The 26,914-nt window shown below is 68.0% G+C and carries 48 protein-coding genes; all 48 read right to left on the reverse strand.

Features of this window, described 5'->3' with window-relative positions; translation table 11 throughout:
- Nucleotide 1: 1 nt before the first annotated feature.
- A complete protein-coding gene (locus AOK03_RS03375; RefSeq protein ID WP_055563609.1) occupies nucleotides 2-403 on the reverse strand; it encodes a hypothetical protein in 402 nt (133 codons plus the stop codon).
- Nucleotides 403-672 (reverse strand): hypothetical protein, encoded by a 270-nt coding sequence (locus AOK03_RS03380; RefSeq protein ID WP_055563610.1) that lies wholly within the window; start codon nucleotides 670-672, stop codon nucleotides 403-405. The genes AOK03_RS03375 and AOK03_RS03380 overlap by 1 nt, the downstream gene beginning before the upstream one ends.
- A 66-nt stretch (nucleotides 673-738) precedes the next feature.
- On the reverse strand, nucleotides 739-3,303 hold the full coding sequence (locus AOK03_RS03385; RefSeq protein WP_079074444.1) for a phage major capsid protein: 2,565 nt from the start codon (nucleotides 3,301-3,303) through the stop codon (nucleotides 739-741).
- Nucleotides 3,300-3,899: an ADP-ribosyltransferase gene (locus AOK03_RS03390; RefSeq protein WP_079074445.1), complete on the reverse strand. Its 600-nt coding sequence runs from the start codon at nucleotides 3,897-3,899 to the stop codon at nucleotides 3,300-3,302. Before AOK03_RS03390 ends, AOK03_RS03385 begins: the two co-directional genes overlap by 4 nt.
- Nucleotides 3,900-3,910: 11 nt before the next feature.
- On the reverse strand, nucleotides 3,911-5,263 hold the full coding sequence (locus AOK03_RS03395; RefSeq protein WP_055563613.1) for a phage portal protein: 1,353 nt from the start codon (nucleotides 5,261-5,263) through the stop codon (nucleotides 3,911-3,913).
- A gap of 3 nt (nucleotides 5,264-5,266) precedes the next feature.
- On the reverse strand, nucleotides 5,267-5,419 hold the full coding sequence (locus AOK03_RS42410; RefSeq protein WP_157868850.1) for a hypothetical protein: 153 nt from the start codon (nucleotides 5,417-5,419) through the stop codon (nucleotides 5,267-5,269).
- Complete coding sequence (locus AOK03_RS03400) at nucleotides 5,416-6,999, reverse strand: hypothetical protein (RefSeq protein WP_055563614.1); 1,584 nt, start codon at nucleotides 6,997-6,999, stop codon at nucleotides 5,416-5,418. Before AOK03_RS03400 ends, AOK03_RS42410 begins: the two co-directional genes overlap by 4 nt.
- Nucleotides 6,996-7,301, reverse strand: coding sequence for a hypothetical protein (locus tag AOK03_RS03405; RefSeq protein WP_055563615.1), 306 nt, complete (start codon nucleotides 7,299-7,301; stop codon nucleotides 6,996-6,998). Before AOK03_RS03405 ends, AOK03_RS03400 begins: the two co-directional genes overlap by 4 nt.
- A complete protein-coding gene (locus tag AOK03_RS03410) occupies nucleotides 7,298-8,551 on the reverse strand; it encodes a hypothetical protein (protein WP_055563616.1) in 1,254 nt (417 codons plus the stop codon). The genes AOK03_RS03405 and AOK03_RS03410 overlap by 4 nt, the downstream gene beginning before the upstream one ends.
- Nucleotides 8,552-8,569: 18 nt before the next feature.
- Nucleotides 8,570-9,070 (reverse strand): hypothetical protein, encoded by a 501-nt coding sequence (locus AOK03_RS03415; RefSeq protein ID WP_055563617.1) that lies wholly within the window; start codon nucleotides 9,068-9,070, stop codon nucleotides 8,570-8,572.
- Nucleotides 9,067-9,336, reverse strand: coding sequence for a hypothetical protein (locus AOK03_RS03420; RefSeq protein ID WP_055563618.1), 270 nt, complete (start codon nucleotides 9,334-9,336; stop codon nucleotides 9,067-9,069). The genes AOK03_RS03415 and AOK03_RS03420 overlap by 4 nt, the downstream gene beginning before the upstream one ends.
- Nucleotides 9,337-9,345: 9 nt before the next feature.
- The gene (locus AOK03_RS03425; protein WP_055563619.1) at nucleotides 9,346-10,083 is read right to left on the reverse strand and encodes a hypothetical protein; all 738 of its coding nucleotides are present in this window, start codon (nucleotides 10,081-10,083) and stop codon (nucleotides 9,346-9,348) included.
- A gap of 24 nt (nucleotides 10,084-10,107) precedes the next feature.
- On the reverse strand, nucleotides 10,108-10,284 hold the full coding sequence (locus AOK03_RS45100; RefSeq protein WP_208609490.1) for an HNH endonuclease: 177 nt from the start codon (nucleotides 10,282-10,284) through the stop codon (nucleotides 10,108-10,110).
- 495 nt (nucleotides 10,285-10,779) lie between these two features.
- Nucleotides 10,780-11,196: a hypothetical protein gene (locus tag AOK03_RS03430; protein WP_063792408.1), complete on the reverse strand. Its 417-nt coding sequence runs from the start codon at nucleotides 11,194-11,196 to the stop codon at nucleotides 10,780-10,782.
- A 13-nt stretch (nucleotides 11,197-11,209) separates the two neighbouring features.
- Entirely contained in the window at nucleotides 11,210-11,698 is a 489-nt protein-coding gene (locus tag AOK03_RS03435; protein ID WP_063792409.1) for an ATP-binding protein, read from the reverse strand.
- A complete protein-coding gene (locus AOK03_RS03440) occupies nucleotides 11,698-11,982 on the reverse strand; it encodes a phage fiber-tail adaptor protein (RefSeq protein ID WP_055563621.1) in 285 nt (94 codons plus the stop codon). The genes AOK03_RS03435 and AOK03_RS03440 overlap by 1 nt, the downstream gene beginning before the upstream one ends.
- Before the next feature lie 937 nt (nucleotides 11,983-12,919).
- The gene (locus tag AOK03_RS44820; protein ID WP_055563622.1) at nucleotides 12,920-14,074 is read right to left on the reverse strand and encodes a transglycosylase family protein; all 1,155 of its coding nucleotides are present in this window, start codon (nucleotides 14,072-14,074) and stop codon (nucleotides 12,920-12,922) included.
- 244 nt (nucleotides 14,075-14,318) lie between these two features.
- On the reverse strand, nucleotides 14,319-14,528 hold the full coding sequence (locus AOK03_RS03450) for a hypothetical protein (RefSeq protein ID WP_055563623.1): 210 nt from the start codon (nucleotides 14,526-14,528) through the stop codon (nucleotides 14,319-14,321).
- A complete protein-coding gene (locus tag AOK03_RS03455) occupies nucleotides 14,525-14,869 on the reverse strand; it encodes a hypothetical protein (protein ID WP_157868851.1) in 345 nt (114 codons plus the stop codon). The genes AOK03_RS03450 and AOK03_RS03455 overlap by 4 nt, the downstream gene beginning before the upstream one ends.
- A gap of 14 nt (nucleotides 14,870-14,883) precedes the next feature.
- Complete coding sequence (locus AOK03_RS03460) at nucleotides 14,884-15,294, reverse strand: hypothetical protein (RefSeq protein ID WP_055563625.1); 411 nt, start codon at nucleotides 15,292-15,294, stop codon at nucleotides 14,884-14,886.
- Nucleotides 15,291-15,650: a DUF6221 family protein gene (locus AOK03_RS03465; protein WP_055563626.1), complete on the reverse strand. Its 360-nt coding sequence runs from the start codon at nucleotides 15,648-15,650 to the stop codon at nucleotides 15,291-15,293. The genes AOK03_RS03460 and AOK03_RS03465 overlap by 4 nt, the downstream gene beginning before the upstream one ends.
- Entirely contained in the window at nucleotides 15,647-16,117 is a 471-nt protein-coding gene (locus tag AOK03_RS03470; RefSeq protein ID WP_055563627.1) for a DUF6221 family protein, read from the reverse strand. Before AOK03_RS03470 ends, AOK03_RS03465 begins: the two co-directional genes overlap by 4 nt.
- Complete coding sequence (locus AOK03_RS03475) at nucleotides 16,114-16,308, reverse strand: hypothetical protein (protein WP_055563628.1); 195 nt, start codon at nucleotides 16,306-16,308, stop codon at nucleotides 16,114-16,116. Before AOK03_RS03475 ends, AOK03_RS03470 begins: the two co-directional genes overlap by 4 nt.
- Complete coding sequence (locus AOK03_RS03480) at nucleotides 16,305-16,550, reverse strand: hypothetical protein (RefSeq protein WP_157868852.1); 246 nt, start codon at nucleotides 16,548-16,550, stop codon at nucleotides 16,305-16,307. The genes AOK03_RS03475 and AOK03_RS03480 overlap by 4 nt, the downstream gene beginning before the upstream one ends.
- Nucleotides 16,550-16,753 (reverse strand): hypothetical protein, encoded by a 204-nt coding sequence (locus AOK03_RS03485; RefSeq protein WP_055563630.1) that lies wholly within the window; start codon nucleotides 16,751-16,753, stop codon nucleotides 16,550-16,552. The genes AOK03_RS03480 and AOK03_RS03485 overlap by 1 nt, the downstream gene beginning before the upstream one ends.
- Complete coding sequence (locus AOK03_RS03490; protein WP_055563631.1) at nucleotides 16,750-17,475, reverse strand: hypothetical protein; 726 nt, start codon at nucleotides 17,473-17,475, stop codon at nucleotides 16,750-16,752. The genes AOK03_RS03485 and AOK03_RS03490 overlap by 4 nt, the downstream gene beginning before the upstream one ends.
- Entirely contained in the window at nucleotides 17,472-17,735 is a 264-nt protein-coding gene (locus AOK03_RS03495) for a hypothetical protein (RefSeq protein ID WP_055563632.1), read from the reverse strand. The genes AOK03_RS03490 and AOK03_RS03495 overlap by 4 nt, the downstream gene beginning before the upstream one ends.
- A gap of 81 nt (nucleotides 17,736-17,816) precedes the next feature.
- Nucleotides 17,817-18,263, reverse strand: coding sequence for a hypothetical protein (locus AOK03_RS03500; RefSeq protein ID WP_055563633.1), 447 nt, complete (start codon nucleotides 18,261-18,263; stop codon nucleotides 17,817-17,819).
- Nucleotides 18,264-18,515: 252 nt separating this feature from the next.
- Nucleotides 18,516-19,892 carry an AAA family ATPase gene (locus AOK03_RS03505; protein ID WP_157868853.1) on the reverse strand — a complete coding sequence of 459 codons (1,377 nt, stop codon included), beginning with the start codon at nucleotides 19,890-19,892 and terminating at the stop codon, nucleotides 18,516-18,518.
- Between the two features lie 59 nt (nucleotides 19,893-19,951).
- Entirely contained in the window at nucleotides 19,952-20,566 is a 615-nt protein-coding gene (locus AOK03_RS03510; protein ID WP_157868854.1) for a hypothetical protein, read from the reverse strand.
- Nucleotides 20,553-20,750, reverse strand: a complete 198-nt coding sequence (locus tag AOK03_RS41700; protein WP_157868855.1) for a hypothetical protein — start codon at nucleotides 20,748-20,750, stop codon at nucleotides 20,553-20,555. The genes AOK03_RS03510 and AOK03_RS41700 overlap by 14 nt, the downstream gene beginning before the upstream one ends.
- A complete protein-coding gene (locus AOK03_RS03520) occupies nucleotides 20,747-21,241 on the reverse strand; it encodes a hypothetical protein (protein ID WP_055563637.1) in 495 nt (164 codons plus the stop codon). Before AOK03_RS03520 ends, AOK03_RS41700 begins: the two co-directional genes overlap by 4 nt.
- On the reverse strand, nucleotides 21,231-21,455 hold the full coding sequence (locus tag AOK03_RS03525; RefSeq protein WP_055563638.1) for a hypothetical protein: 225 nt from the start codon (nucleotides 21,453-21,455) through the stop codon (nucleotides 21,231-21,233). Before AOK03_RS03525 ends, AOK03_RS03520 begins: the two co-directional genes overlap by 11 nt.
- The gene (locus tag AOK03_RS03530; RefSeq protein WP_055563639.1) at nucleotides 21,452-21,724 is read right to left on the reverse strand and encodes a hypothetical protein; all 273 of its coding nucleotides are present in this window, start codon (nucleotides 21,722-21,724) and stop codon (nucleotides 21,452-21,454) included. Before AOK03_RS03530 ends, AOK03_RS03525 begins: the two co-directional genes overlap by 4 nt.
- Nucleotides 21,717-21,851: a hypothetical protein gene (locus AOK03_RS44825; protein ID WP_279616300.1), complete on the reverse strand. Its 135-nt coding sequence runs from the start codon at nucleotides 21,849-21,851 to the stop codon at nucleotides 21,717-21,719. The genes AOK03_RS03530 and AOK03_RS44825 overlap by 8 nt, the downstream gene beginning before the upstream one ends.
- A 92-nt stretch (nucleotides 21,852-21,943) precedes the next feature.
- Complete coding sequence (locus AOK03_RS03535; protein WP_055563640.1) at nucleotides 21,944-22,228, reverse strand: hypothetical protein; 285 nt, start codon at nucleotides 22,226-22,228, stop codon at nucleotides 21,944-21,946.
- Entirely contained in the window at nucleotides 22,225-22,641 is a 417-nt protein-coding gene (locus AOK03_RS03540) for an NUDIX domain-containing protein (RefSeq protein ID WP_055563641.1), read from the reverse strand. The genes AOK03_RS03535 and AOK03_RS03540 overlap by 4 nt, the downstream gene beginning before the upstream one ends.
- Before the next feature lie 118 nt (nucleotides 22,642-22,759).
- A complete protein-coding gene (locus tag AOK03_RS03545) occupies nucleotides 22,760-23,080 on the reverse strand; it encodes a nucleoside triphosphate pyrophosphohydrolase (protein ID WP_055563642.1) in 321 nt (106 codons plus the stop codon).
- Nucleotides 23,073-23,753 (reverse strand): WDGH domain-containing protein, encoded by a 681-nt coding sequence (locus tag AOK03_RS03550; RefSeq protein ID WP_055563643.1) that lies wholly within the window; start codon nucleotides 23,751-23,753, stop codon nucleotides 23,073-23,075. The genes AOK03_RS03545 and AOK03_RS03550 overlap by 8 nt, the downstream gene beginning before the upstream one ends.
- Nucleotides 23,750-24,295 (reverse strand): HNH endonuclease signature motif containing protein, encoded by a 546-nt coding sequence (locus AOK03_RS43375; protein WP_208609491.1) that lies wholly within the window; start codon nucleotides 24,293-24,295, stop codon nucleotides 23,750-23,752. Before AOK03_RS43375 ends, AOK03_RS03550 begins: the two co-directional genes overlap by 4 nt.
- Nucleotides 24,292-24,510 (reverse strand): hypothetical protein, encoded by a 219-nt coding sequence (locus AOK03_RS41710; RefSeq protein ID WP_055563645.1) that lies wholly within the window; start codon nucleotides 24,508-24,510, stop codon nucleotides 24,292-24,294. The genes AOK03_RS43375 and AOK03_RS41710 overlap by 4 nt, the downstream gene beginning before the upstream one ends.
- Nucleotides 24,507-24,677 carry a hypothetical protein gene (locus AOK03_RS42415; RefSeq protein ID WP_157868856.1) on the reverse strand — a complete coding sequence of 57 codons (171 nt, stop codon included), beginning with the start codon at nucleotides 24,675-24,677 and terminating at the stop codon, nucleotides 24,507-24,509. The genes AOK03_RS41710 and AOK03_RS42415 overlap by 4 nt, the downstream gene beginning before the upstream one ends.
- Nucleotides 24,674-24,874 (reverse strand): hypothetical protein, encoded by a 201-nt coding sequence (locus AOK03_RS03565; RefSeq protein ID WP_055563646.1) that lies wholly within the window; start codon nucleotides 24,872-24,874, stop codon nucleotides 24,674-24,676. Before AOK03_RS03565 ends, AOK03_RS42415 begins: the two co-directional genes overlap by 4 nt.
- 3 nt (nucleotides 24,875-24,877) lie before the next feature.
- Entirely contained in the window at nucleotides 24,878-25,315 is a 438-nt protein-coding gene (locus AOK03_RS03570) for a hypothetical protein (RefSeq protein ID WP_055563647.1), read from the reverse strand.
- Nucleotides 25,312-25,548 (reverse strand): hypothetical protein, encoded by a 237-nt coding sequence (locus AOK03_RS03575; RefSeq protein WP_055563648.1) that lies wholly within the window; start codon nucleotides 25,546-25,548, stop codon nucleotides 25,312-25,314. Before AOK03_RS03575 ends, AOK03_RS03570 begins: the two co-directional genes overlap by 4 nt.
- Nucleotides 25,545-25,805 (reverse strand): hypothetical protein, encoded by a 261-nt coding sequence (locus AOK03_RS03580; RefSeq protein ID WP_055563649.1) that lies wholly within the window; start codon nucleotides 25,803-25,805, stop codon nucleotides 25,545-25,547. Before AOK03_RS03580 ends, AOK03_RS03575 begins: the two co-directional genes overlap by 4 nt.
- Complete coding sequence (locus AOK03_RS03585; protein WP_157868857.1) at nucleotides 25,798-26,010, reverse strand: hypothetical protein; 213 nt, start codon at nucleotides 26,008-26,010, stop codon at nucleotides 25,798-25,800. Before AOK03_RS03585 ends, AOK03_RS03580 begins: the two co-directional genes overlap by 8 nt.
- Nucleotides 26,011-26,069: 59 nt before the next feature.
- Entirely contained in the window at nucleotides 26,070-26,471 is a 402-nt protein-coding gene (locus AOK03_RS43380) for an SsgA family sporulation/cell division regulator (RefSeq protein ID WP_063792412.1), read from the reverse strand.
- Nucleotides 26,472-26,914 lie beyond the last annotated feature (443 nt).

Raw genomic sequence — 26,914 nt, forward strand, 5'->3', positions numbered from 1 at the left:
GCTAGACCAGCATCCCGCCGATGGAATAGGTAATTGAATCGGCATCGCCGTGCGCTGCAGTCACCCGGAAGACCGGCGGGAGCGAGTCGCTCGCCACCGTGTTGGCCGCGGGAGTCAGGCCGACGCCGATGCGCAGCACCGTCGTTACGGCGGTGGCAATGACGGCGGACTGGAGGATCGTGTACGTCTTGCCGCTGACGCGGTCGACGCCGGACACGGTGACCGTCAGCGCCGGAGTGGCCGTGACGGCGGTGGCATCGATGATGAGATGCAGGCCGCTGTACTCGTAGCCGCGGCCGGTGATCTCGAATTCCTCGGTATCTGGCGTCGCCGTCCTTGCCGCGGATGCCATGACCTGGAAGTAGGTCGATCCCGCCGTCAGCTGCCTGATGTTGTTGGCCATCAGGCGCCCTGCTTACCGGACGGCCTGCCAGGGCCACGCTTCACGGCCGGCCCGACAGGCGCCTCGGTGCGCTTCGCGGGCACCTCCGGGCGCGCCACCGCGGCCTCGACCTCGTAGTGAACGCCGATCTCCTGGAACAGGTCCTCGCGGTCTTCGAGTAGCGCGTGCCCCTCGCGGACCCGCGTGACGCCCTCCTGGAGAGTGATCTGCGAGCCGTCCTCAAGCTGCACGACACCGCTCACCCTGGACACATAGATACGTCCCGCCATGGCGGTAACTCCTTCCGGGTCTCCCCTGGTGGCCCGGCGCCCGGTGAAGGAACGCCAGGCGGTGGATCAGAGAACCTTCAGGAGGCGGACCGCGGCGGCGTCCAGCAGCTTGGACGTGTTGCGCCACACCGCGTACATGCCGCGCTGCCCGGTCGGGTAGTTCGCGGTCCCGCCGAAGAGGTGCGGGATCAGCTCGACGTTCATGCCGACCTTGTCGACAATCAGGAACTTCTTGAAGTCGCCGAAGAGCATGATGCGGCTCGCGGATGTAAGCGCACTGGCCATGGCCGACGCCTCGTAAGCCGGGTAGCCGAGCAGTTCGTTCGGGCGGCCCGCACCGATGCGCTCCCACAGGTTGGCGCCACCCGCCGTGTCGAACTGCCGGATCTTGCTGTACGTCGCCTTGTTCGCCAGCCAGCTGGCATTCGGGACGTACCGCGGCGCCAGCGCGTCATGCAGCGTGTAAAGGTCACCGACCGCGAAGACCAGGGTTGTCGCAGTGGACAGGAGCGTGCCAGTCGCAGCGCCGACGACGACGCCCTGAGGGTTCACCGTGGTGCCGACGCCGAGGATGAAGCTCGCGCTCTCCTCGTTGTCCTTGGCTTCCTGGAACATGCTGCCCAGCTCACCGCGCAGTTGCGTCCAGTCCTGGTCGACCTCGAAGGAGAACGGGACGAAGCCCTGCACACGCGTCGGTGTGGCCGTCGGCTGGGCGAGCGTCGGGGAGTTGTCCGTAGCCTCAGCGGCTTCCGCCGCGCGGGACACTGTGATGCCGCCGGACGTGATGCCTTCCCACGTCTTGCCGGTGATCGTTACCGTTCGGGCCAGTTGACGGATGGGGTTGACGACGCCGCCGGACACCGTGCTGTCGATGATGACGGTCGGGTCGAGCTGGAACGGCACCGCGAAGGCACCCGTCGCATCGGCGCCCATGGCCAGGGCGGCACGCTCCTCGTTCGTGAGCGTGGCCGTAGACCCCGCCAGAGCGGCCTTGCCGAACGCCCTGTCGTAGCGCTCGTGGCCAGTTGTCAGGATGCGCTTGGCGAGGACGCCCTCCGGGCCGTCCACGCTCCGGATCAGGTGCTCGACATGGGCCTGAGCGTCCTCCCGGCTGCGAACCGACGGGAAGTGCGCCTGCTCGTTCGCCCGGAGTGCGTTCTCCTTCAGCATCCTGCCCAGGTCGTCCATCGACCGGGCGTCGCGCCGCAGCGCCACCACGTCGTAGATGTCGGAGCGGGTACGCACCTGGTTGGGCGCTTCGAAGCCGGTGCCGCTCTCGGTCCCGCCCTTGGCGCCCGCAAGCGCCGCGATACGCGCCGCACGGGCGGTCGCCGCCTCGATGGCGGCCTTGTGCTCGTCGTGCTCCGCGGAAAGTGCATCCCACTCGTCCTGCCGGTCCCCCGGAAGGGCCGCACCGTTGTACTCGGTGTCAAGCTCCCCAAGCCGCTGCCGGATTTCCTCCTGCCGCGCGGAGCGCTCCTCAACTGTCATCTGAAACTCGTTGTCGGGCACGCTGCTGCTCCTGCTCTGCGTAGTGATCGGGGTCGGTTCCGCAGAGTGCTTGCGCGGCTCTGTCGACTTCTTCTCGGGGGCGGCTCCGAACGGAGTGCCCTTCTTCGGGGCGTCGCCCTTGGCGGGCGGCCCTTCCTTCTTGGGGTCGTCCAGGGTGACGCCCAGCTTCTTCGCAGCAGCCTGGATCTTGGCCTTCATGGCGGCGAGATCCTCCGGGCTGTACTCAGCAGCTGAACTGTTAACGGCCTTCCACGCGGCCTTGACCTGCTCCGCGCTTCCCAGCGGATACTTCTTGTCCGGGTCGGCGTACTCGGCCGAATCCGCCCGCTGGCCCCTCACGCTCCGCAGTGCCTCCGCGTACTGGTCGGGATGGCGGCTACGGATCTTGTCGTAGTAATCATCGGTAGTGGACCGGAGCCCGGCCGTCGCCGCAGCGTTCGCGGGGAAAACGGTGGGCCCGAATTCCAGCACCCTGACTTCGCGGATCGTGCGCTCGGGAATGCCACCCGGATTCGAGGCCGACCGCTCCGGGGCTTCATTCCAGTCGTCCCGCATCACCTGGAACCGAAAGGAGGAGCCGTACGCCCCGGCCTCAAGGGCAGGCACCAGATCGCGACAGTAGGACGTGTCCAGCAGGGGCACCTCGTAAGCCGGGCCGGTCGCGTCCTCACCCAAACTGCGCGGTACGCCGAGCGGCTTGTCCCCGACCTGGGGGTCGTGACCGTGCTCCAGCAGTACCTTGATGCGCTCGCCGGGGTTCTTCCGGCCCGCATCGTCATTCAGTGTCTTCTTGAAGGCGCCAGGAGCTATGCGCTCCATGAACTGCCCCTCCCAGGCCGAATTGATTTCGTACCAGGTCTCAAACACACTGAAGTGCCCCGTCATCGTAGGCATTTCTCCGGCACTGGCACCGGCCCGCACAGCCACATGCTCCGGAAGTGCGCGGCATACTGGCACGGTCAGCTTGACCGGAGCACCAGAAGCTGCGCTACGGCCTTCCTTCGGAGCGTCCGGATCGTCCGCGTCAGGAAACAGCGGCCCGTCCTTTCCTCCGGGGGAATGGCCTTCCAGATCACTCGGCTCCCATGTGAACCGTCGGGGGTCTCGGTCGGAACTCATGTGATCACTTCCAGCTTGTAGCCGTTCGGAGTTTTGGCGACGACGCGGTACGAGGTTCCGGGCGAGAGGATGCGCTCATCTTCGCCGTACTTGTCCTCGCCCTTGACCGAAGGGACATGGACCGACCTGGTCCCTTTGGGCAGATCGATTTCCAGGACGTCCCCAGGATTTTCCTCGTCGTACATGACCGTAAAGAGTTCGGCTACGTCCTTGCTGTCCGACGTACTGACGAATCCCGAGTCGGTAAATACACTGCCCACCTTGAGATCCATCTTCTTGGCCCCCCGGTACACTGTCCGGGGTTTGGTGGACGGTTCCTGAATCTGGATCAAATCGTCCAGAATCTGCGATTCCCGTCGGATGGTTTTCTCATTACTTCCGTTGGGGAGCCGCTTGTGACGCATGTATTCGTTGAGATCCTGAGAATTCTTCTGATACCCCTTGAGAGCGTCCCGGTGATCCCCTTCCGAGAAGTCCGGGCTGCCGACCATAGCCCCTGAAGGGAGCCTCTTCTCACCGCCCCCGGTATTTCCCGGGTGCAAAGCGTGATAGCCGGGATCACCGAGATTGCCGTGACGCAGAACCGCAGCGGCCATGTGCTGCCCCCTCAGTTCCCCTCGGCAGGTGCGGTTACGGGTTCCGGCAATGCGACCGGCTCGTCCGACTCTCCGGGCGGGGTGAGCTGCACGCTGAGCAGCCCGGAATGCACCAGCAGTGCCCAGTCCTCTGCCATGACCGCCGCAACCGCCGATTCCGGCGTGAAGCCCGCAGTAATGAGGGACGTGATGGTGGCCGACTGCGTCGTCTGGATCTCAGCAAGATCTTTCTTGTCCGCGCGCAGCGCAGGAATGTCGCGGTCGTCGTACCAGAGGCGCGTACCGGTGATCGCGGGCACGAGCGTCTGGTAGGCCGCCGATATCGAGCGCCATAGCGGGCGCATCGTCCCGGAACCGAACCAGTCCCTGGCCACGCTGTAATTACCGGCGTTCAGGGACGAACCGCTGAGACTGTCGGACAGGCCGACCAGCGTGGGGTGCACCCGCGCCGCGGCGGCGATGCGCACCTCACCGGCGCCCTGCGTCGCCCGGAAATCAAGCTGCTTCAGGTCAGCGCCCACCACCCGGACATCCGCGCCGCCGCCCAGGTACAGAGTCTTGTACGCGTTGTCCACGCCTGAATGAGCGGCATCCATGGCCGCCATGAAGTCCTTGAACTGCTCCTTGGTCACCGTCTCCTTGAAGGAAACAGCAAGGTTCGGAGTCGCAGCGTTGGCGAAGAAGTTCGCCTTGTGCGTGGTCGCCGCTTTGTCCGACTGGATATCGCGGATAACGGGCGTCAGCCACGACATGCCGCGGTACTGCGCATCAGGATCCGGAATAGGCGACCAGTGCGCCAGCTCCTCGGGGAGATACACCTTCCCCTGGCCATTGCCGATTCCGCCCGGATAGTAGACATAGCCCGCGACGTCGCTCTGCACAGCCTGGTCGGGTGGCGCCGTCAGCACGATCTGCACCCAGTCGGGGCGCAGACGGCGCAGGCGCCCGGCCTCGCGGACCACGTAGTGGTTGCCGCACAGGTCCACGTCCTGCATGGCCCGGGACAGCAGTTCGCCGGTCGTCCCGTTGGGCCACGGCGTCTCCAGCAGGGCCAGTTCCTTCGTGCCGAACAGGTCGCCGGGGCGGCCGTTCTTCATCCGCTGGTACTGAAAGCGCGCCTCGGAGAAGACATGCGCCCGTACCGTCATACAGGCAAAGACAATGCCGTTTGCCTTGTACAGGCCCTCGCTGTAGGCGCGGAAGTCGTTGGATATCGCCTCAGTGTCCGCACTGGTCGTCACCGTGCCGAAGCCGTAGGCGAGCCCGTTGTAGTTGAGGAGATCAGCCCAGCTCTGCATGGACAGCGGCGGATCGCTGCTGCGAGCTTCGCCGCTCCGAAGGAGCGAGCGCCAGAGCTTGGCCACAGGTCACTCCTTCTTTTCGTTGACTCCGAAGAGGGCGACCGCGAGTACGGCAATGCCACTGCCGGTCAGCCCCCATGGCCCGTACGCCCAGGCGAGTCCGACGGCGGTCATGCCGACCCCCACGAGCAGGGCGGCGAAGAGCTGAAAGCGCGTCACTGCATAACCACCCACGGTTCGACCGGCTCGGGTTCGGCTTTGATCTGCTGCAGTCCCCAGACCGCGAGCGTCGCAGCCTGGAGAGGCGAGATGTCGATGGCCGCCCCCCGCTGGTCCCAGGCCCACAGGTCGGCGACGGTGCGCTTGTCGGCGCCCGCCACCGCGGAGGACAGCGTCACCTGGTCGAGGTGCACGAGAGTGGGGTGGTGGCCGCGCATCGGGACGACCGCGCTGCCGAAGCTGCCGCAGGCCTGCGCGAATTCGCGCGCGGTCGGGTGGATGACCTCGACGCCCTTCGCTTCGAGCGCCGGTATCAGCGCGCCCGCCTGGCCGGCGCGGTTGATGACGACGGCCTTCGGCTTCCAGCGCGCCACCAGATCGGCGAGGCGGGGCACGATCCACCGGTCGCCGGGGCGGTGGTCGAGGGTCGTGTCATCCGGCGACGTGATCTCTACGTGGGTCAGCCCGTCCGGATTCAGCCCGGCGACGACGATGCACCCGCTCTTGCGGTCCGGCGCCAGGTCGACGCCGAAAGACAGATCACCGACCGGCTCGGACGACGGGTCGATGCACGCCTTCCAGTACGCCTCACCGATGACGCGCCACGACTCGCCTTCGACAGGCCAGTCGCCGACCCCGAGACGTTCGCGAGCGAACTCCTCCGCCGACATCGAGCGGCGCTCCGCCTCGATGTGCTCGATGGAGCGCTCCGGATCACGCACTCCCCCGATGCGGATCCCGAAGCCCGGATTGGCCTTGGGGTAGCTCGCGTACAGGCGCGAAAGCTGCCGGTTGTACTCGGCTTCGTCCCACCGCGGATCGGGAGTGAAGTCCTGCGCGTCATGGTCTTCGCACGTCGGCGGGCAGAACTGCGTGCACCCGTCGATCGACCACTCCAGGTAGCACAAGCGAGGATCGGAGCCCGCAACGCCGCGGGTGCGGACGCGGCCGAGCGCGGTCGAGTCCTTGGTGCCGGACGACCCCGTGTACCAGACCTGCGGGTCCGGCACGGCGGACAGTGTCGGCAGGATCGCGCCCACCGCCCGGTCCGTGAGGATCATTGCCTCGTCCAGAACCAGGCAGTCGCAGGAGAAGCCACGGCCGCCGCCCGCAGTGCGCGAGCGGAAACGCAGCCGCCGCAGGGCGCCGTCGCGGAAGACCTCGATGCCCTCTTCACCGTGGGAGCGGCTGACGCGCTTGACCATGCGGTCCAGATCCGGAGTGTTCTCGATCAGTCCGAGGATGCGCTTGAAGGCTTCGAGTGACGTGTCGAAGAGGTGCGCACTGTGGATGCACAGCTCTTCGTCCAGCAGGTACAGACTGGCCAGCTCGCGGGCTTCGAGGCAGACACCCTTGCCGTTCTGGCGGCCGACGATCAGACCGACCTCGAAGGCGGACCACGTCCCGTCACGGCGCTGCCCCAAAGCGTTGTCGAGTACGAGGCGCTGCCAGGGATCGAGCGTGAGCCCGGCGATCTCCGCAAGCTCTGCGACGTCCGCGCCGACACTCGACACCCGCGGGGGCGCGCTGAGAATCCGGGGGGCCTGGTCGCCACGCCCCGGTACGACGATGCCGCTCATACCCCGGTGCCCCTGCGCCTGCCGCCCTGGCGCCGCGCCGCGTTCGGCGCGCCGCCCGTACGGCGCGCCATCAGCTCGTCGACCCGGGACACCGCCGCCGTATCGGGGATCGACTCCAGCGCTTCGAGGACTTTGACCAGCCGCAACGCCAGAGCCGCCGTCTCAGCGCCCGCGGAGCGCCGCGGCTTGCCGCACGAGCAGCAGTCGAACTCGCCGGACATTTCCAGCGCAAGCCGGTCACGGATCGCTGCGAGCTGCGCGCGCTTGTCGCCCTCGGAGATGACGTCGCGGAAGTCGCTCACCCGAAGTCACCCGCCAGTTCCAAAGTTCTGGGCGTCGCCTCGATCAAGATCAGGCGGGCCTCGGCGGCAACAGTCAGGGTGCGCAGATCCTCAGCGACGCGGACCCTCCGGTCCTCGGCTGCGACGCACAGAATGCGCGGCTGGGCGACCACGACGACAACACGGGGCCCCGCAGCGCGGGTCTCCATGAACACGAGGACGGCCGGCAGCGGCGCCGCGGCAGCCAACGCGCCGGACTCGATGGCCACGGCGCCGTGCACGGCCACCTGCACGCCCGGCGCGAGGACCGACAGCGAGCCGGGCGCAGCGACGGTGCCCACTGCGGTGAAGCCTGCTGAGAGCGCCTGGCAGGCCATCGGCCCGCGGGACACGGTCTCTCCCGGAAACGACACAACAGGGGCCGGTGCGGCCACCTCGACAGCGCCGCCCAGCAGTGCGGCGCCTTCGATCAGAACCTGAGGGACCGGGGCGGTCGCGACCAGAGCCGCAGCGGCAGTGAGCCCGCCGGACAGACTGGCGAGCGGGACCGGAGCGGTCGCCGCCGCCCCGCCCGTAACTGTCAGGTCTCCGGCGGCCTCGACCGCGGCAGCAGGCGCCGTCACGGCCAGGACGGCATCTGTGCTCACCGCGCCGTAGGCCGCGATGGACGGCGCGGGCGCTGTCGCTTCGGCGTCACCGCTGACTGCGACGCCTGCCGAGATCTCGATCAGAGCAGCAGGTGCAGTGACGCCGACCAGGTTGGTGATACCGCCGACCGCGATGAAGACAGGGGCGGGCGCGACGACGCGCAGCGCGTACGGCAGACGGCCGTCCAGCTCCGCCGCCGGCAGGGGCGCCGCGACGGACAGCGTGCCCGTCACCGTGACACCTCCGGCGGCGCTGGCCGTCGCGGAGGGTGCAGCGACAGTCAGGCCACCCGGGACTGTCACGGTCCCGGCGAGGAGCGCCGCAGACGCCGGTGCAGTCACCGCCAGGGCGCCCGCTGCGACCGCACCGGCGGTGATGTCGACGACTGGCGCAGGCGCGGTGACCGGCAGCGTGCCCGGCACCTCCACCGCGCCGCCCGCGGTCATCATGACCGACGGCGCTGCCGCGGACAGCATGCCTGCCGCCTTCGCGGCCCCGGCCGCCGCGACCGTCACCGACGGGGCAGTGACCGCCAGGACGCCGTCAGCGGCCAGCTGGGGGGCGGGCTGCGTGACCCGCGTCGCGTAGGCGCCTGCGGGGTGTCCGCGTCCGAGACGGGCCATGGAATCACACCGCCTCGGTCAGCACTCCTCGAAGACGATGTACGCGATGGCCGTCAGCGTCGCGGCGGTGTTGACCCTGAGCTGGCAGTACTTCGAGGGGCTGACCACCGGCTCGCGGCCCAGCGGCCACTGCTTCTCGTACTGCGTCGTCGGCGCCACCAGGGCGCCCGCAAACTGCCGCTCGGTCGTGTTCGTGATGATGGTCGCGGCGCCGTAGCCCGTGGACCCGGTGCCCATCGTCAGGCTGGACGCCTTGGCGCTGTCGCCGACCGGCATCACCGTGGACGTGCTGTGGGCGGTGAGCGAAGTGGTTGCGGCGCTGGCCTGCGCGAGCGTGCAGACGGCGGGCGTACCAGCCGCGCTGCCGTTGAAACTGACGCCCCATTCGACGACGCGAATGCCGACGGTGGAGGTGGTCGCCAGCTGGATCGCGCACTTCGCGCCCGTGGTGTAGCTGGTCCCCGCCATGACGCCGGTCGTCGCATCGATGGCGCAGTTGTAGGCGACGTAGAGGCTCACGCCACACCGGCCACGCCGTAGACCAGCAGGTACCCGCCGTCCCGGTTCGCCCCCGCAGGTACCGTCACCGTGGTGTTCGAAACCGAGGCGCCGACGGCCGCAGCCACGGTCGTCCCCATGATCACCGCGCGCTTCACGACGGTGAACTGCTGGACAACGTCGACCGTATCGGTCGCGGTGACGTCCCGCAGGGCATACAGCGCAACGCGGTCCGACTCCCCGTTCATCCACATCAGCGGATACCTGTTGGAATCAAGAGCGGCCATGACGTTCCCTCACCACGTAGAGGCACGGCGTACCGCCGTGCTGAAGATCCGTTCACCGGGGCCCGTCTGCGCGGGCTCCTCCATCAGGGCGCCCGCACAGAAGCACCACGCCAAGTTCGCCGACGCCGTGCCCGTCGCGGAAAAGGACGGAGCAGTGCCGGTGCCGGACTGCTCCAAGTACAAGATCGCAGGCATGCCCGTGCTGGCCGACGTCATGCGGATCTCGCCGCGCTCCACCCACGAGCCTCCCGGCCCGGCGGGGTCGAACGTGTCCGTGTTCCACGTCGCCTTCACTGCCCCCGCGCAATGAAGTGCCAGGTCAGAGGTCTGAACGCCGGACAGCGTGGCGCTCGTGCGCGGCGTGCCGAGCGTCGCGCCGCCGGTAGCGGTCGCCGACGCGCGAAAGGGATCACCGCTGGAGATCACGCCCGTGTAGCGGAGCACCGAAGCAGCGGAGTAGTTGCCGTACGTGCCATCCGGCGTGACCGTGTAGCTGCCCGGCTCCGACGACGCGCGGCGCCAGAAGAGCGACAGCGTGTTGTCTTGGTCATCACCGCTGGTCACCTGGTTGACAGTCAGCTTCTGCGTCCAGGAGCCCGTTACCGTCGGCACCACGCCGGCGGATTCCGACACCGAGACGGCGAGGATCAGCATGTCCCCGCTGGCGGTCCCGGACGGCGCGCTGACCGCGTACGTCGCAACGTTGTTGCCGGTGGCCGACGTTGCATTCTGAAACGCGATGGGCATGAGGAGGCCGCCACCTCCCGCGTACTACAGCTCCACGGCGATCACATTCTGCGAGCCGCAATCAAGGCAACGGTGGGCAACGCCTTTGCCGTGACGGCCCGACCGAAGTTGCAGGTTCTCTAGGCGGTTGTCGAGCCGGTCGCCGTTTATGTGATGCACCGTCTCGTGCGACTCCAGGGGACGGCCGATGGCCTTGGACATCACGTCACGGTGCTCAAGCACCGCGACACCGTCACGTGTGAAGCGTCGGTACCCCGAGCCGTCTATGTACCCCTCACCCGCCGCAGCGGGAGTGCTGATCTGCGCACCTCCCGGATCGCCAGTGCGGTACCACCGGGAATAGTGCGTGGCACACCATCCCTTGTTTCGAACCGGCCTCTCGCAATCTTCGACGCAACAGATCGGGCGTGACGGATCAGGCGCATCGCCCTTGGTGACCGAGTAGCGCCAGTTCTGCCAGTGCTTACTGCACCACCCTCGCCCATATACCGGACGGTCACAGTCATCCCTCTTGCACGAGGGGCCGCCGAACTCACCACGTCTCTTGGCGGCGCCGTAGTGCGCTGAGCAGTACCCCCGTGCCAGCAAAGGCCGCTCGCATCCGACAGCCGTACAAGGTGTCTTCATCTCTAAATTCTAAGGGCTTCATGACGCAGTGTCAGCTTACAAATGCCCGTGACCTGCATACATAAGCGGTCAACTCGCGGGCATGGTGAACGTGCCACTCGTGATTTCGACCGAAACGCCGTTTGAGATTGTGGTCGTGTTGAGCTGGATCTGCCCGCCACCGCCTGTTGCCGTGACCGAGCCGTCGAAGACCGTGCCCGGCGTGCTGCTCGCGCAGCGGAACCACGCCGCTGTGCCCGCCGCAACACCCGTCGTCGACAGCGGTACGGCACCGAGCGTGCAGACGCCCGAAGACGCGGCGCCGAAAGCGGGGTCGTCCAGCGTGAACGTCGCGAGCAAAGTCTGCGACGACACCGCCGTGTTGGCATTCGCGGGCTGCGACGCGGTATAGATCTTGATCGTTCCGGCGCCCGCCCCTCCGTCGATCAGGTCGACAGCGGCATCGGCCATCGCATTCTGAGTTGCAGTAGCAAGCTGGACGGCCATCCTTGAAATCCCTTCACCAAGCGCGGGAGCCGGTGGCCGGCCGCGGTGCTGCGCCGTGCGGCGCATCGGTCTGTGGGGGCGCCGGACGCGGCGCGGGACGCTGGCGCAGGCCGGAGCCGTACCAGCGCTTCACGCCCCTCATGTAGTCCTCGGGGCGCTCGGCGGCGCAGCGCGCTTCGACGATGTCGCGCCCGGGGTCAATCGTGACAATCTCGGCGCCGCGTTTGCAGTAGTTATCCATAGCTGCCTGCTTCGGCACCGAGTGAATGATGTAGACGTCGTGCGTCTCGACGTGCCGCAGCGCCTCGCTGATAGCGCCCTCGCGGGCACGGAAAGCGACCGTCGCCAGCGGGCGCTTGTGGCCGTGCGGCGCAGCACCGAGAGCCGTCAGGGCATTGGCGATGCGGTCGTAGTCGATGACAATGTCGCCGCTCTTCGCCCGCTCGTTGACCCACGTGGACTTGCCCGCAGCGGGAGGGCCGATCACGACGTACAGGGCCATCAGCGGTTCTTGACGCGGATCGTGATCGAGCGGTCGTCGGCGCGGCCGGCGCTCGTGACAATGTGGTTGGTCACCAGGTACGGGTTGCCGGGAGCGCCGCCGGACAGCCACGCCGTCGTGCTCGACAGCGTGCTGGACGTGACCCCGAGGTCCAGCCCGGCAGACACGGTGAAGGTCGACGACGAGATCGTCTCGCCGGGGGCGAGCCAGTCCGACCAGTCCCACACCCAGTCGAGATTGGCATCCGGATCCTGAAAGTAGACGGGGATCACGACATCGGCCATGCATGCCCCCTTCGGGATCTATGCAGCGATGACGTACGGCTATGCATAATCCCGGCGCGATCTATGCAGGCATTTATGCGCTTGATCGATATGACACCACACCAGTTGATCTACGGAGCAGCAGACTTGACGATCACTCAGATGATCAAGACGTCGACAGAGGCAGCAAATTTGCTTCGTAAAGACGATCAACTCAGCCCTTAAACGGCCCACAGCGTCGATCAAGCTCTGACCTGCGCATATGCGAACGATCTAGCAGGGCCATGGAGATCCAACTGGGACAACCTTATCGATCAAGCTTCTGACCTGCAGATTTGCAGATCATTTCGCTAGAGGGTTAACCCGGACATAGGAGCGAAGCGGGTCACCTTGGCGATCTTTTGCAGCAAACCCCCACCCCCCTATGTGATGTTGGAATGCCAAATCAATTCCGGCCCGCCCAGTCGTTGGTCCGCACCCCCGATGCAACATCAGCAATCCCCCTCACCGATCACTAATAGCCCGACGCCAATGCATAGCCATACATCAACTATTCGGCATGCCTATGCGGGCTCTATACAGGGGCTATGCATTACCACCGCTTCGACGCGACCACCGGCCGCCTGGCCTGACCTGATCCTTTGCGCTGGTTGCAGATCCGGTGCGAGGGCTTAAGCCACTGCACGTCATCGGGATCATCACCGCGTGCGAGTAGTACAGCGATCGAAGGATCATGATCCGCTTGCCATGCCATCGGATCGAGGTAGTGCAAGGTCATGTCGATGTCACGACCACACAGATGACAGATCGGCACCGACTCACGCTTGAGCAGTGCGACAGCATCACGCCATCGACTACCACTGCGACCGGCACACCTGGTCACCGGCACGGTGCACCTCCATGGGTGGGGGCACACCGTGCCGGTGAGGGTGTATCAGGCAGCACAAGCGAGGTGGATCTACTTGGACAGGTGCAGCACCTGGCCCGGGTGGATCAGGTGGGGGTTACTGCCGACGGTCCTGTCGTTGCCCGCGTACAGCGCCTGCCAGCCGCCCTTGATGTTGTGCTCCTTGGCGATACGTGACAGGTAGTCACCAGGCTTGACCTTGTACGCCTTGCCGCCCCACGTGGCAGGCGCCCGCCTGGCAGGGGCGCCCCGACGCTGAGCGCCCCTGGTGTCCTGCGGGGTGGCCCTCTTCTGCGTGGCCCTCGGCTTGGCAGGCACCCCATGGTTCTTGGGGGCACCCTTGCTCTTCGCCGTGGTGGGGGGTGCCTGCTTCACAGGCCCCCCTGCTGTCGAGCCCGCCGGGCGTACGACGGCGGTGAAGGCGCTCGCGTACCAGCCGCTGCGCCAGGGCGCGGTGCGGATGGCCGTACCCGGACGGCTGGCCTCTATGATCTTGCCGCCCCCGATATACAGGGCGACATGCCCACCGCCCCGGTAGATCACCAGGTCGCCGGGCCGCACCTGTGACGGCGAGACCCGCCGCAGCCCGGCCAGCTGTGCCTGTGACGTACGCGGGATCGAGACCCCTGCCGCACGCCAGGCGGCCTGCACCAGACCGGAGCAGTCGTAGGCGTTGGGGCCGGTGGCCCCGTAGATGTACGGCTTGCCCACCTGCCTGAGCGCATGCGCCACGGCCCTGGCCGCAGTCCCGCCCACGGCCGCCTTCGGCGCGGCCTGAGGCGCTGCCTTCGCGGCCCTGGGCGCCGCCCTGTAGGGCTTGACGCCGCCCCGGGTGAGCCCGGCACGGGCGCCGCACACGGGCCAGGCTCCGGGCCCCTGGGAGGCGAGCACCTTCTCTGCGGTCTGGATCTGCTGGGCCTTGCTGGCAAGATCGGCGCGGGAGGCGTACCTGCCGCCGCCGTATGCGCGCCAGGTCGACGCGCTGAACTGCAGCCCGCCGTAGTACCCGTTGCCGGTGTTGATCTTCCAGTTGTTGCCTGATTCGCATTGGGCAACACGGTCCCACACGCTGACCGGAGCGGCGTCTGCCGTGCCTGCCCCGGCGGCCGTGAAGCCCGTGCCCACGAGGGCGGTAACCCCCGTCGTGGCGAGAGCGCGCTTGGTCCGGGCGCCCTTGATCTTGCGATGCTTGCGGTCGTGCCCCATATGAGCTGATCTCCGATGGGAATTGGGCCTGCCCCGCTCAGGCCACCCGCCTGGTGCGGGCATGAGGAAGCGGCCCACGACGGGGCCGCTGTATCCGCGCAGTCAGTGGCGCGGTGAGTGAATGGCGCTGGCGCTCACCAAAGGCGGCACACAGCAGAAAGGCCCGCACACGGCGGGCCCTGAAGTATCGACAGGCTGCCTCCCGGGCATGCCTGGTACGGGTCAAGAGTGCACCAGCAAAGGCCTACATGGCAATCATCCCCTTTCGTGGGCGTTTCGGCGGCGGCTCAGGGAGCGGCGCACCGGGCTCTCGCGGCTTCATCGCGTCCAGGTCCCACAGGCGCTGTCTCGTGCTGCCGTAGCGGACCAGACGGCCCTCTGCGGCCAGCTTGTACAGATAGCGCCGCGAGCAGCCCCAGTACAGACAGGCGGCCTCGGTGTCGGCGAGGATCACGGGCGCCGGGACTCTTCATCGACGATCCCCGAGATCAAGCCCGCGAGGTCACCGAAGTCGCCGTACTCGAAGTCGGCACTACGGCCGTGCTCGCACGTGATGGTCGCCTCAAGCCTTGCGTACTCGCAGCCGGTGTCGCAGCCGTATTCGCCGTCACTGCCCTCCTGGTCGACGACCCTGACCGTTGGGCAGTCGACAAGATGCCGGGCGTCATCATCACTCGATCGCTGACAGCGCCAGCGCAAACGGCTCTCCATATCCTCGCGGGTGCGCTCAAGGAAGCTACGCAGGATGAACGCGCTCACGAGCGCATCGGCGCGGGCAGCTGATTCGTCGGTCATGATCACTTCTCCTCTCATCTGGTCACACCCAGGATGATCCCGATCACGGCAGCGATCGCCGTGACCCCTGCGATCAGGTAGGCCCATCCGGCATTGAGGCCCGCACCCTTGCCCTCGGACCGGTTGAGACGGTCCGTGAGCTCCTGTATGCGCTCGCTGTTGCGCTCGATCGCGGCCACGGCCTCCGTGCGGGTCATGAACTGCAGGGCCTGGTCGGAGAGCGTCTGACGGAACTCGTTGACGCCCCTGAAGCGCGCCTCGGTCGCGCGCTCCGCCTTGCTGCCAGCCTTGTCGGAGGCGGCCAGCGCCGCCTTCGTCGCCATGTCGAGATCGTTGAAGCGCTGGTCGTAGCGCTTGTCCCGCTCCTCGAAGATCGCCGTGACGTGGGCCCGCAGCGTTTCGACAGTCCATCCGTCGTCCGTCAAGGCCGGAACTCCTCGCAGTGGTCGGGATGATCGTCGTACGCCGCCGCGAACATGCGCAGCACGTCTTCCAGCGCGACCGTGAAGCCGCTCGTGAAGACCGCCCAGTGGTCACAGGCCCGCTCGTACAACCGCAGCATCTCCCGCTTCGCCTCGATCTCCTTGAGGACGCGGGCCGGGCCACCGCAGTCGCACACGGCTCCGGGCACCTCAGCCAGCATCCTTCCTGCCGCAAGCATCGCCAGCAGGTCGCCGTCCATGCGTGTGTGGATCTCGCACTCAAGGTCATGCCACCGCGAGGCTCGGGCGACAGCACCATCGAGCCGCGCCCGCAGGAACGCGATCAGTTCGGCGGTCACGGCCGGAACTCCTCGTCGTAGTCGGGATGGTCGCCGTAGGGCAGGGCGGCGCAAGCCAGCGCCGTCCTCAGCCCCGTGATCTCGCCTGCGGACACATGCCGGTTGGCAGGGTCGTTGTAGAACGTGACGGCTTCCTCGTACTTGTCGATCAGCGCCCGCTTCGCCTCGATGTCCCTGAGAACGTGGGCCGGATCATGGCGGGCGATGTGGTCGGCAGCCTCTCGGCTCCACACTCCGCCGCCCTCGTATCCCGGACCCGCGATCTCCTCACGCTGAGGAACACGCACGCGTGAGTCAGTCGCCCTGTCGTACCGAGTCGTCGTGCCCAGCTGTCCGAAGATCGTCCAATCCAAGCCGAGTCGGCCGGGCTCACGCGAGACGACCCACGGGCCTTGCGGGGCAGCCCTGGCGCGCCGCTCCTCGCTGTCGAGCCGCGCCCTGACGAAAGCGATCAGGTCGGCGCTCACTGCGCCCCATCCTTCGATGCTCCGCCGTCCACGGAGATCTCCATGCTGCGGAGCTGCCCGCCGAAGGTGATGCGCGCCTTCGGTGAAGCGGTGCCCGCCGCCCCGGCCGCGCGGACCTGGCGGCAGAAGGACTCGATCTCGTCCAGGGTCATGAACTTGTCTGCCGCCGCGTGCTTGATTGTCTGCGTCATCGGTCCTCCGGGTGAACGATGGCCTCGGCGACCGCCAGGGCAGCCATCCGCGCGATGTTGTCGACGGAGTTGACCGCCCCGTCCCCGACGTACCGCAGCGCCAGCACCGGATCGCCGGTCGGGCTGATGGTCGCCCACGATGCGAGGACTGCTTCGACGAGATCCTTGCGCACGCCGACACCTCCCGCGCTGTACATGTACCCTTCGCGCGCCTCGCCGTCCGACACATGAATGGGTTCCATTACGCGCCCTCACCTTCCTGGGCGGCAGCCCGGATGACATTCGCCAACTTGCCCTGCACGATCCTCCACGCATCATCGGCCGCCCGGTACTCATCAATCAGGGCCTGATCGACCTCGTACACCTGATCCGGGAAGGACTCCACATACTCCGGTTCGAGATAGAGAACCGGGTACTCCTCCGTCTCAATAATTCGAATCCTCACGCGCCCTCACCTTCCAGCAGCCTGATCCAGTCCCACCTGAAGTACTTCGCACCGCACGACGGCGCCTCGGGTGTTCCGATGCACCGCACGTCTGTTGACGCATCGTCAGCGACGATCAGTGCTCCCCCGCAGTCGCCGCAGACGGTGTCCTCGATCATCGCCATCGGCGAGTCGTACCCGAGGATGATCCGCGCCGTGCGGACGCGCTTGCGCAGATCCTCTTTCACTTCGTAGACAAGATCGTCGTGTCCCGCTTCCGACGCCATCGCGCACCAGTCCGGAATGGCACGCAGAGCGCTGATCACCGTGACGCCTTTCCGCTCCCCGTGATCCGGATAGAGGACTCGCCGAAGGGCGTCGTAATACTTCCGGGCGTCGGCCGTAACGCTCAGCAGCACCGCAAGCGCCTCACCATTGCCCGGCGGATTCGAATGCGGCCTGTCCATGGCACCGATACCGTCGCCGCCCGCTTTCGACACCGGCTCCGCAACAGCCTCCTGCAACTGATCGAGAAGCGACGGCAATTGCGTCGTCTGCGCCCGCGCCTCGAAATGCACCGGACATCCGCACTCGTAGTGCTTGCGCCTGCCCGGCGGCATGGCGGACCGCCGCAGCTGGCACAGCGCCACATGCTGCGTGACCGGCACCTCGTATTCGATCCGCTCATCCCAGCCACCGGCCAGCTGGGCGACGAGGCCGGCTATGTATTCGGCGTCGGTCACCGCTGCCCCGGAAAGCTCCGGCGCAGCGCGTCGCGGAGCAGCCACCCCAGCCGGGCGCGGTCCGCAGGAGCGATGGCACCGGCACGGACAGGCGCACCGGCCGCCCTGTCGCGGTCGGCGTTGACCGCGTACGGCGTCCCGCGGTGCTGGCAGGTACACCGGCCCTGCCCCAGGGCACTGCACTTCGCGTGGCCTTCGTCGTCGAACTGGGCGGCAGCGGCCGGATGGGCGGCAGCCCACCGGCAGTCGTCACACATCATGCGGTCCTCTTCCTGATCAAGACAGAGCGGCCCTGTGGGGGCCGCTGAGGGGTTCGGCGCCGCCCGGGGCCGTGATGCGGCCTACAGGGCGTCAGAAACGCGCACAGAGGCGCGGACGGGGCACACGTCGTGCTGCGCCCAGTGGTAGCGCTCGTGGTCGATGGCCGTGAAGCTCTCGCCGGCCTCGATCAGGCAGCGGCAGGCGGAGCAGCGGTGCGCCCAGCTTTTGGCAGGGCGGCCCGTCACGGCGGCGGCCGGAGAAGGCTCTGCGCCCAGCGGCGTGACCCCGGCCCCGCAGGAATGCGACGCCACGGTGACGCACGCGATGCCGCTGACGCTCGCCGTGCGCAGCCTCAAGTGCCGGGGCCGCCCAGCCTCTGCGATGACGTCGTAGGCGGACCGCCCAGCGATCAGGGCGGCCCGGTAGCTCTCTGCGTCCAGCGGCTGCGTGTCCGCCACCGCCTCTGCTGTTGCCATCACATAGCCGCCGCAGCTGTTGCAGGTGGCTAACTCGATCTTGGTGTCCATATTGCGTCGCGCAGCCGTAGCAAGATCCTTTCTCTTTTGATCTTCGCAACGTGTCCGGAACCGGTCCGTGGTCCCCGTCCTTAAGGACGGACGGGGGAGGACCACTAAAGACCAGTCCTGACCTGGGCAAACGTCTGGAGTGGTCCGGGACCACTAAAACAGCGGTCCTGAGTGGTCCGGGACCGGTCCGGGGACCACTCGAAAAATTCACTGATAAGGACTCTGACCTGGTCGTATATAAAATTCCAGCCCTCATTGGCCGGTAAGGTGGTCCTGGACGAACACGGACCGGTCCTCTGTACAGTGGTCCTCGATCTTGGTCCCCTCGTAGGGGACCGGTCCCGGACCATGCGCGGACCGCGATCCCGCCCTCGACACCGTCAGGTGTCCCTGCGAGGTCAGCCACTCGATCGTCCACAGAATCCGGTCCGTGGCGCCCGTGACGCCCTGGCGGATCGCCCGCGCGCTGCATCCCGGGTTGCCTGCCACGAAGCCCGTGACGGCTTCGCACAGCTTCTGCGGCGGCGCGTCCTCGAAGCCCCGCGCTTCGGCGTCGTCGTGAGGCCAGGCGGGCCACACGTTCGCGGTGGGCGCCGCCTTGCCCTCGAAGTCGATGACCACGTCCGCGAACCACTGGGGGCGCGGTCCGGGGACCGCGTGGGCGCGGACCCATGCCCCGCGGTCCTTCTCGACCCGCAGCCTGCTCTTGCCCTTCATGTTCTTGCCGATGGGCTTGACCAGCTCCAGGAGGTAGCTGACCCCGGTGAGCGCGGACCGCTTGTGCTGGCTGCCGATGGCCCGCTTCTCGCCGTGCGGTACATGATCGAGGACCACTACGGACCAGTCCGCGGCGGCGAACGGTTTCGTCACCCTGGCGTGCCAGGCGGCCACGTCGTTCTCCAGCCGTCCGTCCAGTCCTTCGTGGGACATGGCCTCGGTCATGCCGTCGAACACGGCCAGGGAGCCGCGTACTTCGATCAGCTCCCGCAGGCCCTCTTCGTCCGCGGCCGTGAGCGGCCCGGTCGGATTGCGGTAGTGGAAATAGGTGATCACGTCGTCCCGGCCCGCCCCGAGCAGCTTGAGACGCCGCACGATGGACGTGACGTCGTCCTCGAAGTCGATGTAGGCGACGTGGTGGTGAGAGGTGATCTCCTGGACGGTGACGAGGCAGGACAGCCAGCTCTTGCCCGCCTCCGATTCGGCGTGGACTCCGTTCAGCTTGCCCCGGTAGAAAAGCCCGATGGGCATGTCGCCGGAGAGATAGCCGACTTCCGTACGGGTCTCGTCGTCCGCCGCGTCCCACGCCGCCGCGATATCGACGGGCGCCCAGGCGCGCGGCATTGCCTCCCGCTGCCGGAGCTGGTCGATCTCAGCGCCTTCGCGTCTCTGCTGGAGTACGTCAGCCCATTCGGCGGCTCCTTTTCTTCTGCGCCCCTCTTCGTCCTGCCGGATTTCCTCGCGCCGCCGCTGGACGACTCCGAGGAATTCCGGCAGGAGCGGCGGGGGTATCTGCGGTTCGACAAGCCGGACCTGGTCGTCGAGACCGAGGGTCGCCGCATAGTCCGCGAGGGTGTAGAGGATCGGGGGAAAGGCGGGCGCGTGGCCGTTCTGGTCTGCTGTCTCCGTCACGGCCACGCGCCTCTTTCTGCTGTGCTGTCATCGGGCTGTGCATTCAATGACGGGTGATCTCATGCCGCTGCTCTCAGTCGGGCGGGAAGGTCGTCGGCGGTGATGATCCCGGCAGCCCACAGGACGCTCACCGCGTGCGGCTCGTGCCACGCGTACAGGTCGTCCATCATGCGCTCGTGGGCGGGTCCTGCGGCGCAGGCCGTGCGCTCGCCGCGTACGAGCCGCAGCAGCGAACGGGTGTGGTTGCGGGTGGTGTTGTTGCGGGGCGGCAGCGGGTGCTCCCAGCCGAGCGGCCGGATCTCCCCCCGGGCGAGGCCTGCCAGGACGGCTGCCGCGAGGCTCCGCGCGCCGTAGCGGCGGCGCTGCATGTCCAGGCAGTCCTCCACGGCGTCGCACGTCATGCCGAGGCGGTCGGCGATCTCCGCTGCGGTCTCGCCGCGGGCGAGGGCCTGCAGGATGCCGAGCACGCTCCTGCGCGCCGGACGCGGTCCGGTGCGCGAGGGGCTGGGCACCGGGGTGCGCCCGCGCGTCCTGCGCTCCCTGCTCCTGCGCAGGGCGCACGGCCTGCAGAAGCGCATGGTGCGGCCGCCGGAGCGCCGGTAGGTCCGGACGTTGCCGGGGTCGGTGAGGTCGTGCAGCCCCGCGCCGCACACGGGGCGCCTAGCCGGCGGCACGGCTGTGCACCTGACGCGGCACGGCGGGCGCGGGCGCGGCCGTCCGCGAGCCGGGGCAGCGGCTCCACGCCGCGGCCGCGGAGAAGAGCGGCGCCTGGTGTTCTTCGAGGCGGCGGGCCGCGTCGGCGCCCACCGGGGCGGCGCAGCGCGGGCAGCGGCCCGCGACGGGCCGTTCGTCACTCATGAGCTCCTCCACCTCCACGGGCAGCCGCGCATCGCGCATGTGTGCATCCTGTGACTGCCCTCGGTGCGGCACCGGTGCGTGACCCCGTCGGGGGCTCCGTAGCGCGCGGTGCAGCGGGCGTCTGTGCCTTCGGCCGCCGCGCACGCTGCCTCCGCTTCGGCGAGTGCCTCGCGCATGTGCTGCATCGCCGGTATGACGGTCCGTACCGAGTCCTCCAGGGACACCACGGCCGCTGCGAGGCCCGGCAGCCCGCCGTTCCTGTACGGCTGCGTGCGGGCCGCCCGCTCCTGCTTCCACCCCCAGTCCTCGCTGTCGTCCAGCTCCCTGGCAGGCGCACCCCGTGAGCCCCGGCAGGTGCTCACCACGTAGCCCTGGTCGGACAGCACGAGGTGGTGCAGCTCCAAGACAAGGTCCCCCTGGCTGTCCTTCACCAGGGGGACCGACTTGCGGCAGCGCGGGCAGGCGCCCTCGCCGGGGTCTCTACTCTTCATCGCCTTCCTCCGTCGTCGGGTCGATCAGGTCGGCGGTGCGTCGCACGGCGTCGCCCTGGAGTTCGGTCTCGTGATCCAGGTGGTTGAAGCGGGCACGCTCTTCGGCTTCCCGGTGGTCCTGGTCGGCCCGGATCTTCTCCGCCAACTCGTGGGCGTACGCGTCCAGCGCGGCAGCCGGGACCCCGGTGCGGATCATCGCTTCGCGCGCGCTCACCGGATCAGCTCCAGCCGCAGCCCCGCGAGTCGGCAGAACGATTCGAGGCTGATCACACCGTCCAGCGGGCCGCCGTGCTCGAAGCGCGCCACCACACCGTCGGGGACGCGCCCCCAGGTGTCCGGGTCCGGGTCGTCGTACGCATCGACCGTGCCGCGCCCGCACCGGAAGCGCAGGTACAGGTACTGCCAGTCGTCTGTCCACGCGTCCCACTGCGACGGGCAGGACTCACAGGTCTGTTCGGCGCGGACGATGGTGATCTCAGTCATCGAGCACCTCCGGGTCGATGGCGCGGGCCGCCATCCAGTCGGCGACCAGCTGCTCCTCCACCGACAGCGGCGACGAGGACTCGGCCGGTGCCGCCAGGTCGGCGACGGGCGACAGAAACGCAGGCATAGCGGATCCTCTCGGGATCAGGAAGGTTGAGCCGTGGCGGCGGAGGCCCGGGGGATGTCGTCACCCCGCCACCACGGCGGTCAGGGGGTGGGCTACTGGCCGGGGCGCACGACGCGCAGGTGCCGCAGACGCTTCAGGGCTGGCGGCGGATTGTCGGCGCGCCACCCGGCGCGCATCCCGAGCTCCCACAGGTTCGTCACGTCGACCTCAACGGCACCGAACTCCTCGCCGCCGTCGACAGCGGTGACCGTGACCCTGAGCGTCCGGCCCCGCGGATGCGGACACGCTTCCACCATCCGGGCCACACCCTTGACGAAGGCCGACGCGGCCCGACCATCCAGCATGCGCTGCACCATCCGCTCGTCGACCGCGGTCACGGCTGCACCCCCGTCTTCAGGGCCGCGGCGAGAATCTCCGCGTGATCGAAGGCGAGCATCGGCAACTCGGCGAGCGGCCACCACGCCGCGGCGGACGCATCGCTACCGGCCGTCGGCGCCACCACGGCAGGCAGCACCGCCACGAAGACAGCGGTCACGTACCGGCCGCGAGGATCACGGCCCGGGGCGTCGAACCTGCCAACCCGGCCCAGATCAGCCGGGTCGACCTCGACGCCCGTCTCCTCCAGCAGCTCACGCGCGGCAGCCGTGCGGGCCGACTCACCCGGATCGATGTGACCGCCCGGCAAAGCCCAATAGCCCTTGAAAGGGGGCCAGTCGCGCTCGATCAGCAGCACCTGCCGGTCCCCGGTCAGGACCACGACGTCAGCGGTGAAAACCTCGGCGGCGGTCACGGCTGCACCTCGTGTCGGCCAACGCACCGGTCACGCCACTCAAGGTGCTCCGGACACGTCGACCGCTCGGCCACCGGCGTCTGTCGGGACTCCTCACGGTGCAGCGCGATGTCGTAGCTCATTGATCTCCTTCTCCGATCTGATCAAGTAGCACGACGCGGTGGCCGAAGCCGCCGCGCGTCCGCTGCTTCCTGCGCCGCATCGCTTCGAGGTGCACCGGGCTCACGCCGCACAGAGCGGCCAGGGCCTGCACGACGTCCATGACGTCGGCCAGTTCTTCGGCGATCTCTCCTTCGGTGCACGCCCTGGCGACCTCGCCTGCCTCCTCGAGCAGCTTTGCCCGGAGCAGGGCGGGCATCTCCGAGGCGTCGGCGGTGCGGTAGCGCCGCTCCGGGGCGATGGCGGGGATGAGGTCGCGCACGAGCTTTTCGTCATCCATCGCCGTCCTCCCCCAACTGATCGAGCAGCCCCGCATCGTCCAGCGCCGCGAGCGCGCGCCGTGCCTTCGCGTCGGGGCGGGGGCTGGGGTGAGCGGCGCGGTAGATGTCGAGCTTGCATGCACCGTCTGGACAGCAGTAGTCGGTGCAGGTGCTCCTGAGCGCCAGCTCGTGCGGGTCGCCGGACACCCACCGCGCCACCTCCACAAGGCCCCGCAGCGCGTCCCTGGGGACGGGGACGGTGGGCTTGAGCGTCCGTACGTGCGCGGCAATGCGCTCGTACTTCTCCGCCGTGCTGTGGCCGTCCCACTCGGGTGCGCCGGGCGTGTTCGCGTCGTCCAGGTCGACGTGATGGAACAGGCTCAGGTCGTCGGCCGCGATGTGCCACGACGCTTGGCCGGTGGGCAGCGTGATGAACAGGACTGCCCAATCCGGCTCTTCCGGGTCCGCTCCGAGCACGAGAGTCGACGGATAGAGGGCGGCGAGCAGTGCGACCAGCCGGGCCCGCTCGCGGTAGACGCCGTCGAGCGGGAGCGGGTTCTCCAGCAGCCCCAGCGCCTCGGCTTCGTCCGGGCTGACGACGCGGCGCTCATCAGAGGAAATCAGCCCTGCTTGCGTAGGCCTTATCCTCGCTGCATTCCATCGCGCGGCAACGCGCTTCCAGGGGCCGATCATGTACTGCTCCTGTCCTTCTGGTGCGCTCCGCGTCCTTTGCGGATCATGTCCTGCGCGTTGTCGGTGGCGGTTCCCGCGAACAGGTGCGCTGGATTCACGCATGGCGGGTTGTCGCAGTGATGACAGACGAGCAACCCATCGGGTACCGGCCCATGGTGCAGCTCGTAAGAGAAGCGGTGAGCGCCGATCAGCTTCTTTTCGTCCGTCCAGTGCACCCCGTAGCCGATGTCAGTTCTGCTGCCGCCCCATGTCCAGCACTCGTCGGACTTGTTGACGTACCGCCAGAAACGTTCGGTGGCCGACCCGTGGGGCCGCTTGCCTGTGAGGTTGCCGTGGCGCTTCATGCGCGTCTCGTGCTTTCTGCAGTACTCGACTGTTGTCAGCTCGTCACAGTCGTCGGCATTACAGCTCTTGCGCTCCATGCGGGTTGTCGGGTGCCCCTTGATGAACTGCTGCGGCTGTCCCTTGATGAACCCTCGCCTGCGCATGGTGACCTTGGCTATGGGGGCAGCCTCGCCGCACCCGCATTCGCATAGCTTCATCGTTCGGCACGCTCCGAATGACAGCGGCAAATGCAAAGGGACTGGCAGAACTTGCACTGCCCGGGGATCTTCACCGTGCCGTCGTAGCGCCTGGCCTCGGTTTGGCAGTACTCGTGATCGCCGTGCTGGCAGCCGGTCGACAGGTACAGGTGCCGACCGGCCAGCCAGTGCGCGGTCCCGAGCAGCCAGAAGGCGGTGCGGTCGCGGATGGTCATGCCTGCTCACCTCCCTGGACGGTGATTGCGACATGCCGGATGTCATCTCGGTCCTCGAGGGCGCCTTCGATCCACATCGTGAGGTGACGGACCAGGTCGGCTTCGTTGTAGTAGTAGTCACCTTCGGCGTCGACCGTGACGATGAGTGCGGATTGGAAACGGCTCACGCCGTGTACCTCCGTGCCGGTATGCCTGCCGCTTCGGCGAGCGCGGCGGTGTGCGAGGCGCCGCGGCTGCCGTTGCGGATGAAGCCGGCTCGCCTGCCGTTGATCGTCCAGTTGGCGGGGTGCGGCTCGATGGCGACGGCGCCGTAGGCGCGAGCCCACCTGTCGGCCATCGCGTCGGTCGGTTCGTACTTGGACATGGGTTATTCCTTCCCGAACTGTTCGAGCAGCCCCGCATTGTCCAGCGCCCGGAGCGCGACCCTCGCCGTGGACGCCACGTACGGCGCCTGCTTGACGTATGACCAGCGCTCCGCAGCCACCCATTTGGCTACCTCCACGAGGTTCCACAGCGCGTCCCTGGGGACGGGGACGGGGAGGTCCGTGTCGTCGATCGCTGAGGACTCCTCCCCGCAGAACGCATGCTCACCTTCGGCAGGGCGGGAAATCGCTTCGTCCCATGCGAAGTCGCAGCGCCCGCACGCTCGGTGCAGGCGCTCGTTCGGCTCGTAGCCGATGGAGATCTCCGGCCCGGGGCCGTGGATGCACTGCCCGTGTGCCATGTACTGCGTCGATGCGCCGACGTGGCCGCACTTGGCACAGGTCGGCTTGTCGCCGCTGAACGGCGGCATCGTGTCGGTCATGATGCCCCTTCGATCTCCCTGGCGACGTCCTCCAGCACCGCGTTCAGGTGCCGCTCCGTCTCGTCGATGGGCTCGCGCACCTTCGCAGCGCGGACGGTGGCGGCGTTCTCGCGGCGGATTTCCGCGTCACGGGCGTCGACCAGCCGCCGGGCTTCCACCGGGTTCTCGCCCGCCGCCATCCAGTGCTGGGCGCCGCTGAGCAGGCCCGCGATCAGGTCATCCCGTGCACTCACGTCTCCCGCCTCCCTGTGCCTTCGCGCAGCGCCGCCGTCAGCCGTCCCATGGCCCGCTCCACCGAGACTCCGGTGCCGTCACCCCGTATCGCCTCTCCCACGTCCAGCAGGGCGGCGGCGAGGGCGAGGTGGGCCTGTGCGGTGACGCTGGCGATCAGGTTCGCTTCGCCGCGCACCGTGCCCAGCTGGTTGATGTTGTTCTTTGCGTCATTGATCACTGCGAGGGCGAACTGCTTCGGCGTCTGCTGCTCAGGCATCGGGCCCCTCCCCCACGTACCGCGCGTACAGCCGCGCTTCGCCGTGCACGGTGCGGGCGACCGCTTCGAAGGCTCCGGCGGGCCGGTACGCGGCTGTGGCGCCACGCTTGATACGTATCCCCACACCGCTGGCCGACCCGATGTTCTTGTACGTTCCGACGATGCCCCACTGGCCGGGCCGCTGCTTCAGGGCTGCGGCAGCCACGGTGTGGTCGGTCCGGGCTGCCCCTGTGTGCCGCGGCGGGTCTTCGAAGCGCAGTGTCATCACGCCGCCTCCCCGAACAGTGCGGCCAGGCCTGCGTCGATCGCCAGGTGCTCGCGCTCGGTGCCTTCGGGCACGGCGGTGTAGCTCTTGGTCAGGAAGGCGTCGATGTCGTCGGGGTCGGCTTCGGCGAGCGCCGCGCCCTGGTCGCTGCTGAAGGCGATGAAGACCGTTCCGTCCTCGTGACGCATGATCTTCACGTCGCCCTCGCCGACGTCGCCCGGCGCGCTGATGCCGTCGGCGAGCAGGTTCCGGGCGAAGGCCCACGTGTGTGCGCCGCCGCCGTCCTCGATGTCCAGCAGGACGGCGTACGGGTCCCGCTGGTCGTAGACGAGTACGGCGGACACGGGGGTGACGCCGCTGGCGTGGATTACGGCCAGGCCGAGCGGCTGGGTGATGGTCATGTCTTCCTCTCCGGGGTGTTGCGCAGGGTCAGTGCCCCGCCCGCGGGCGGGNNCGCGGCCGCAGAACGGGCAGACGGGGACCGCCGCGAGGGCGGTTTCGATCTGCTGGCAGCAGCCGTCGCAGTGGTGCTCGCCGTCGAAGGTGCCCCACTTCCCGCCTCCCTGCGCCCGCTGTCCGCAGCGGTGGCACACCCACAGGGCGCTGGGGTGCACTTCGTAGCGGGTGATGTAGGGCGGCCCGAACACGATCGGGTCCGCGAGTCGCTCAAGCACGGCCGTTGTCCTCCGCTTCGTCGCAGCAGTCCCCGCACGAGGCGCTGTCGCAGTCGTCGATGTAGCCCGCGTCGTCGCCGGGCTCGATGAGCGTTCCGCACGCACACTTGCGCAGGTGGTGGGCGATGAAGCGGAAGACGCCCCCGGGCGGCTGCGCGGGGGCGTCGGGG

Source organism: Streptomyces atriruber (assembly GCF_001418325.1).
In the GTDB taxonomy this organism is placed as follows: domain Bacteria; phylum Actinomycetota; class Actinomycetes; order Streptomycetales; family Streptomycetaceae; genus Streptomyces; species Streptomyces atriruber.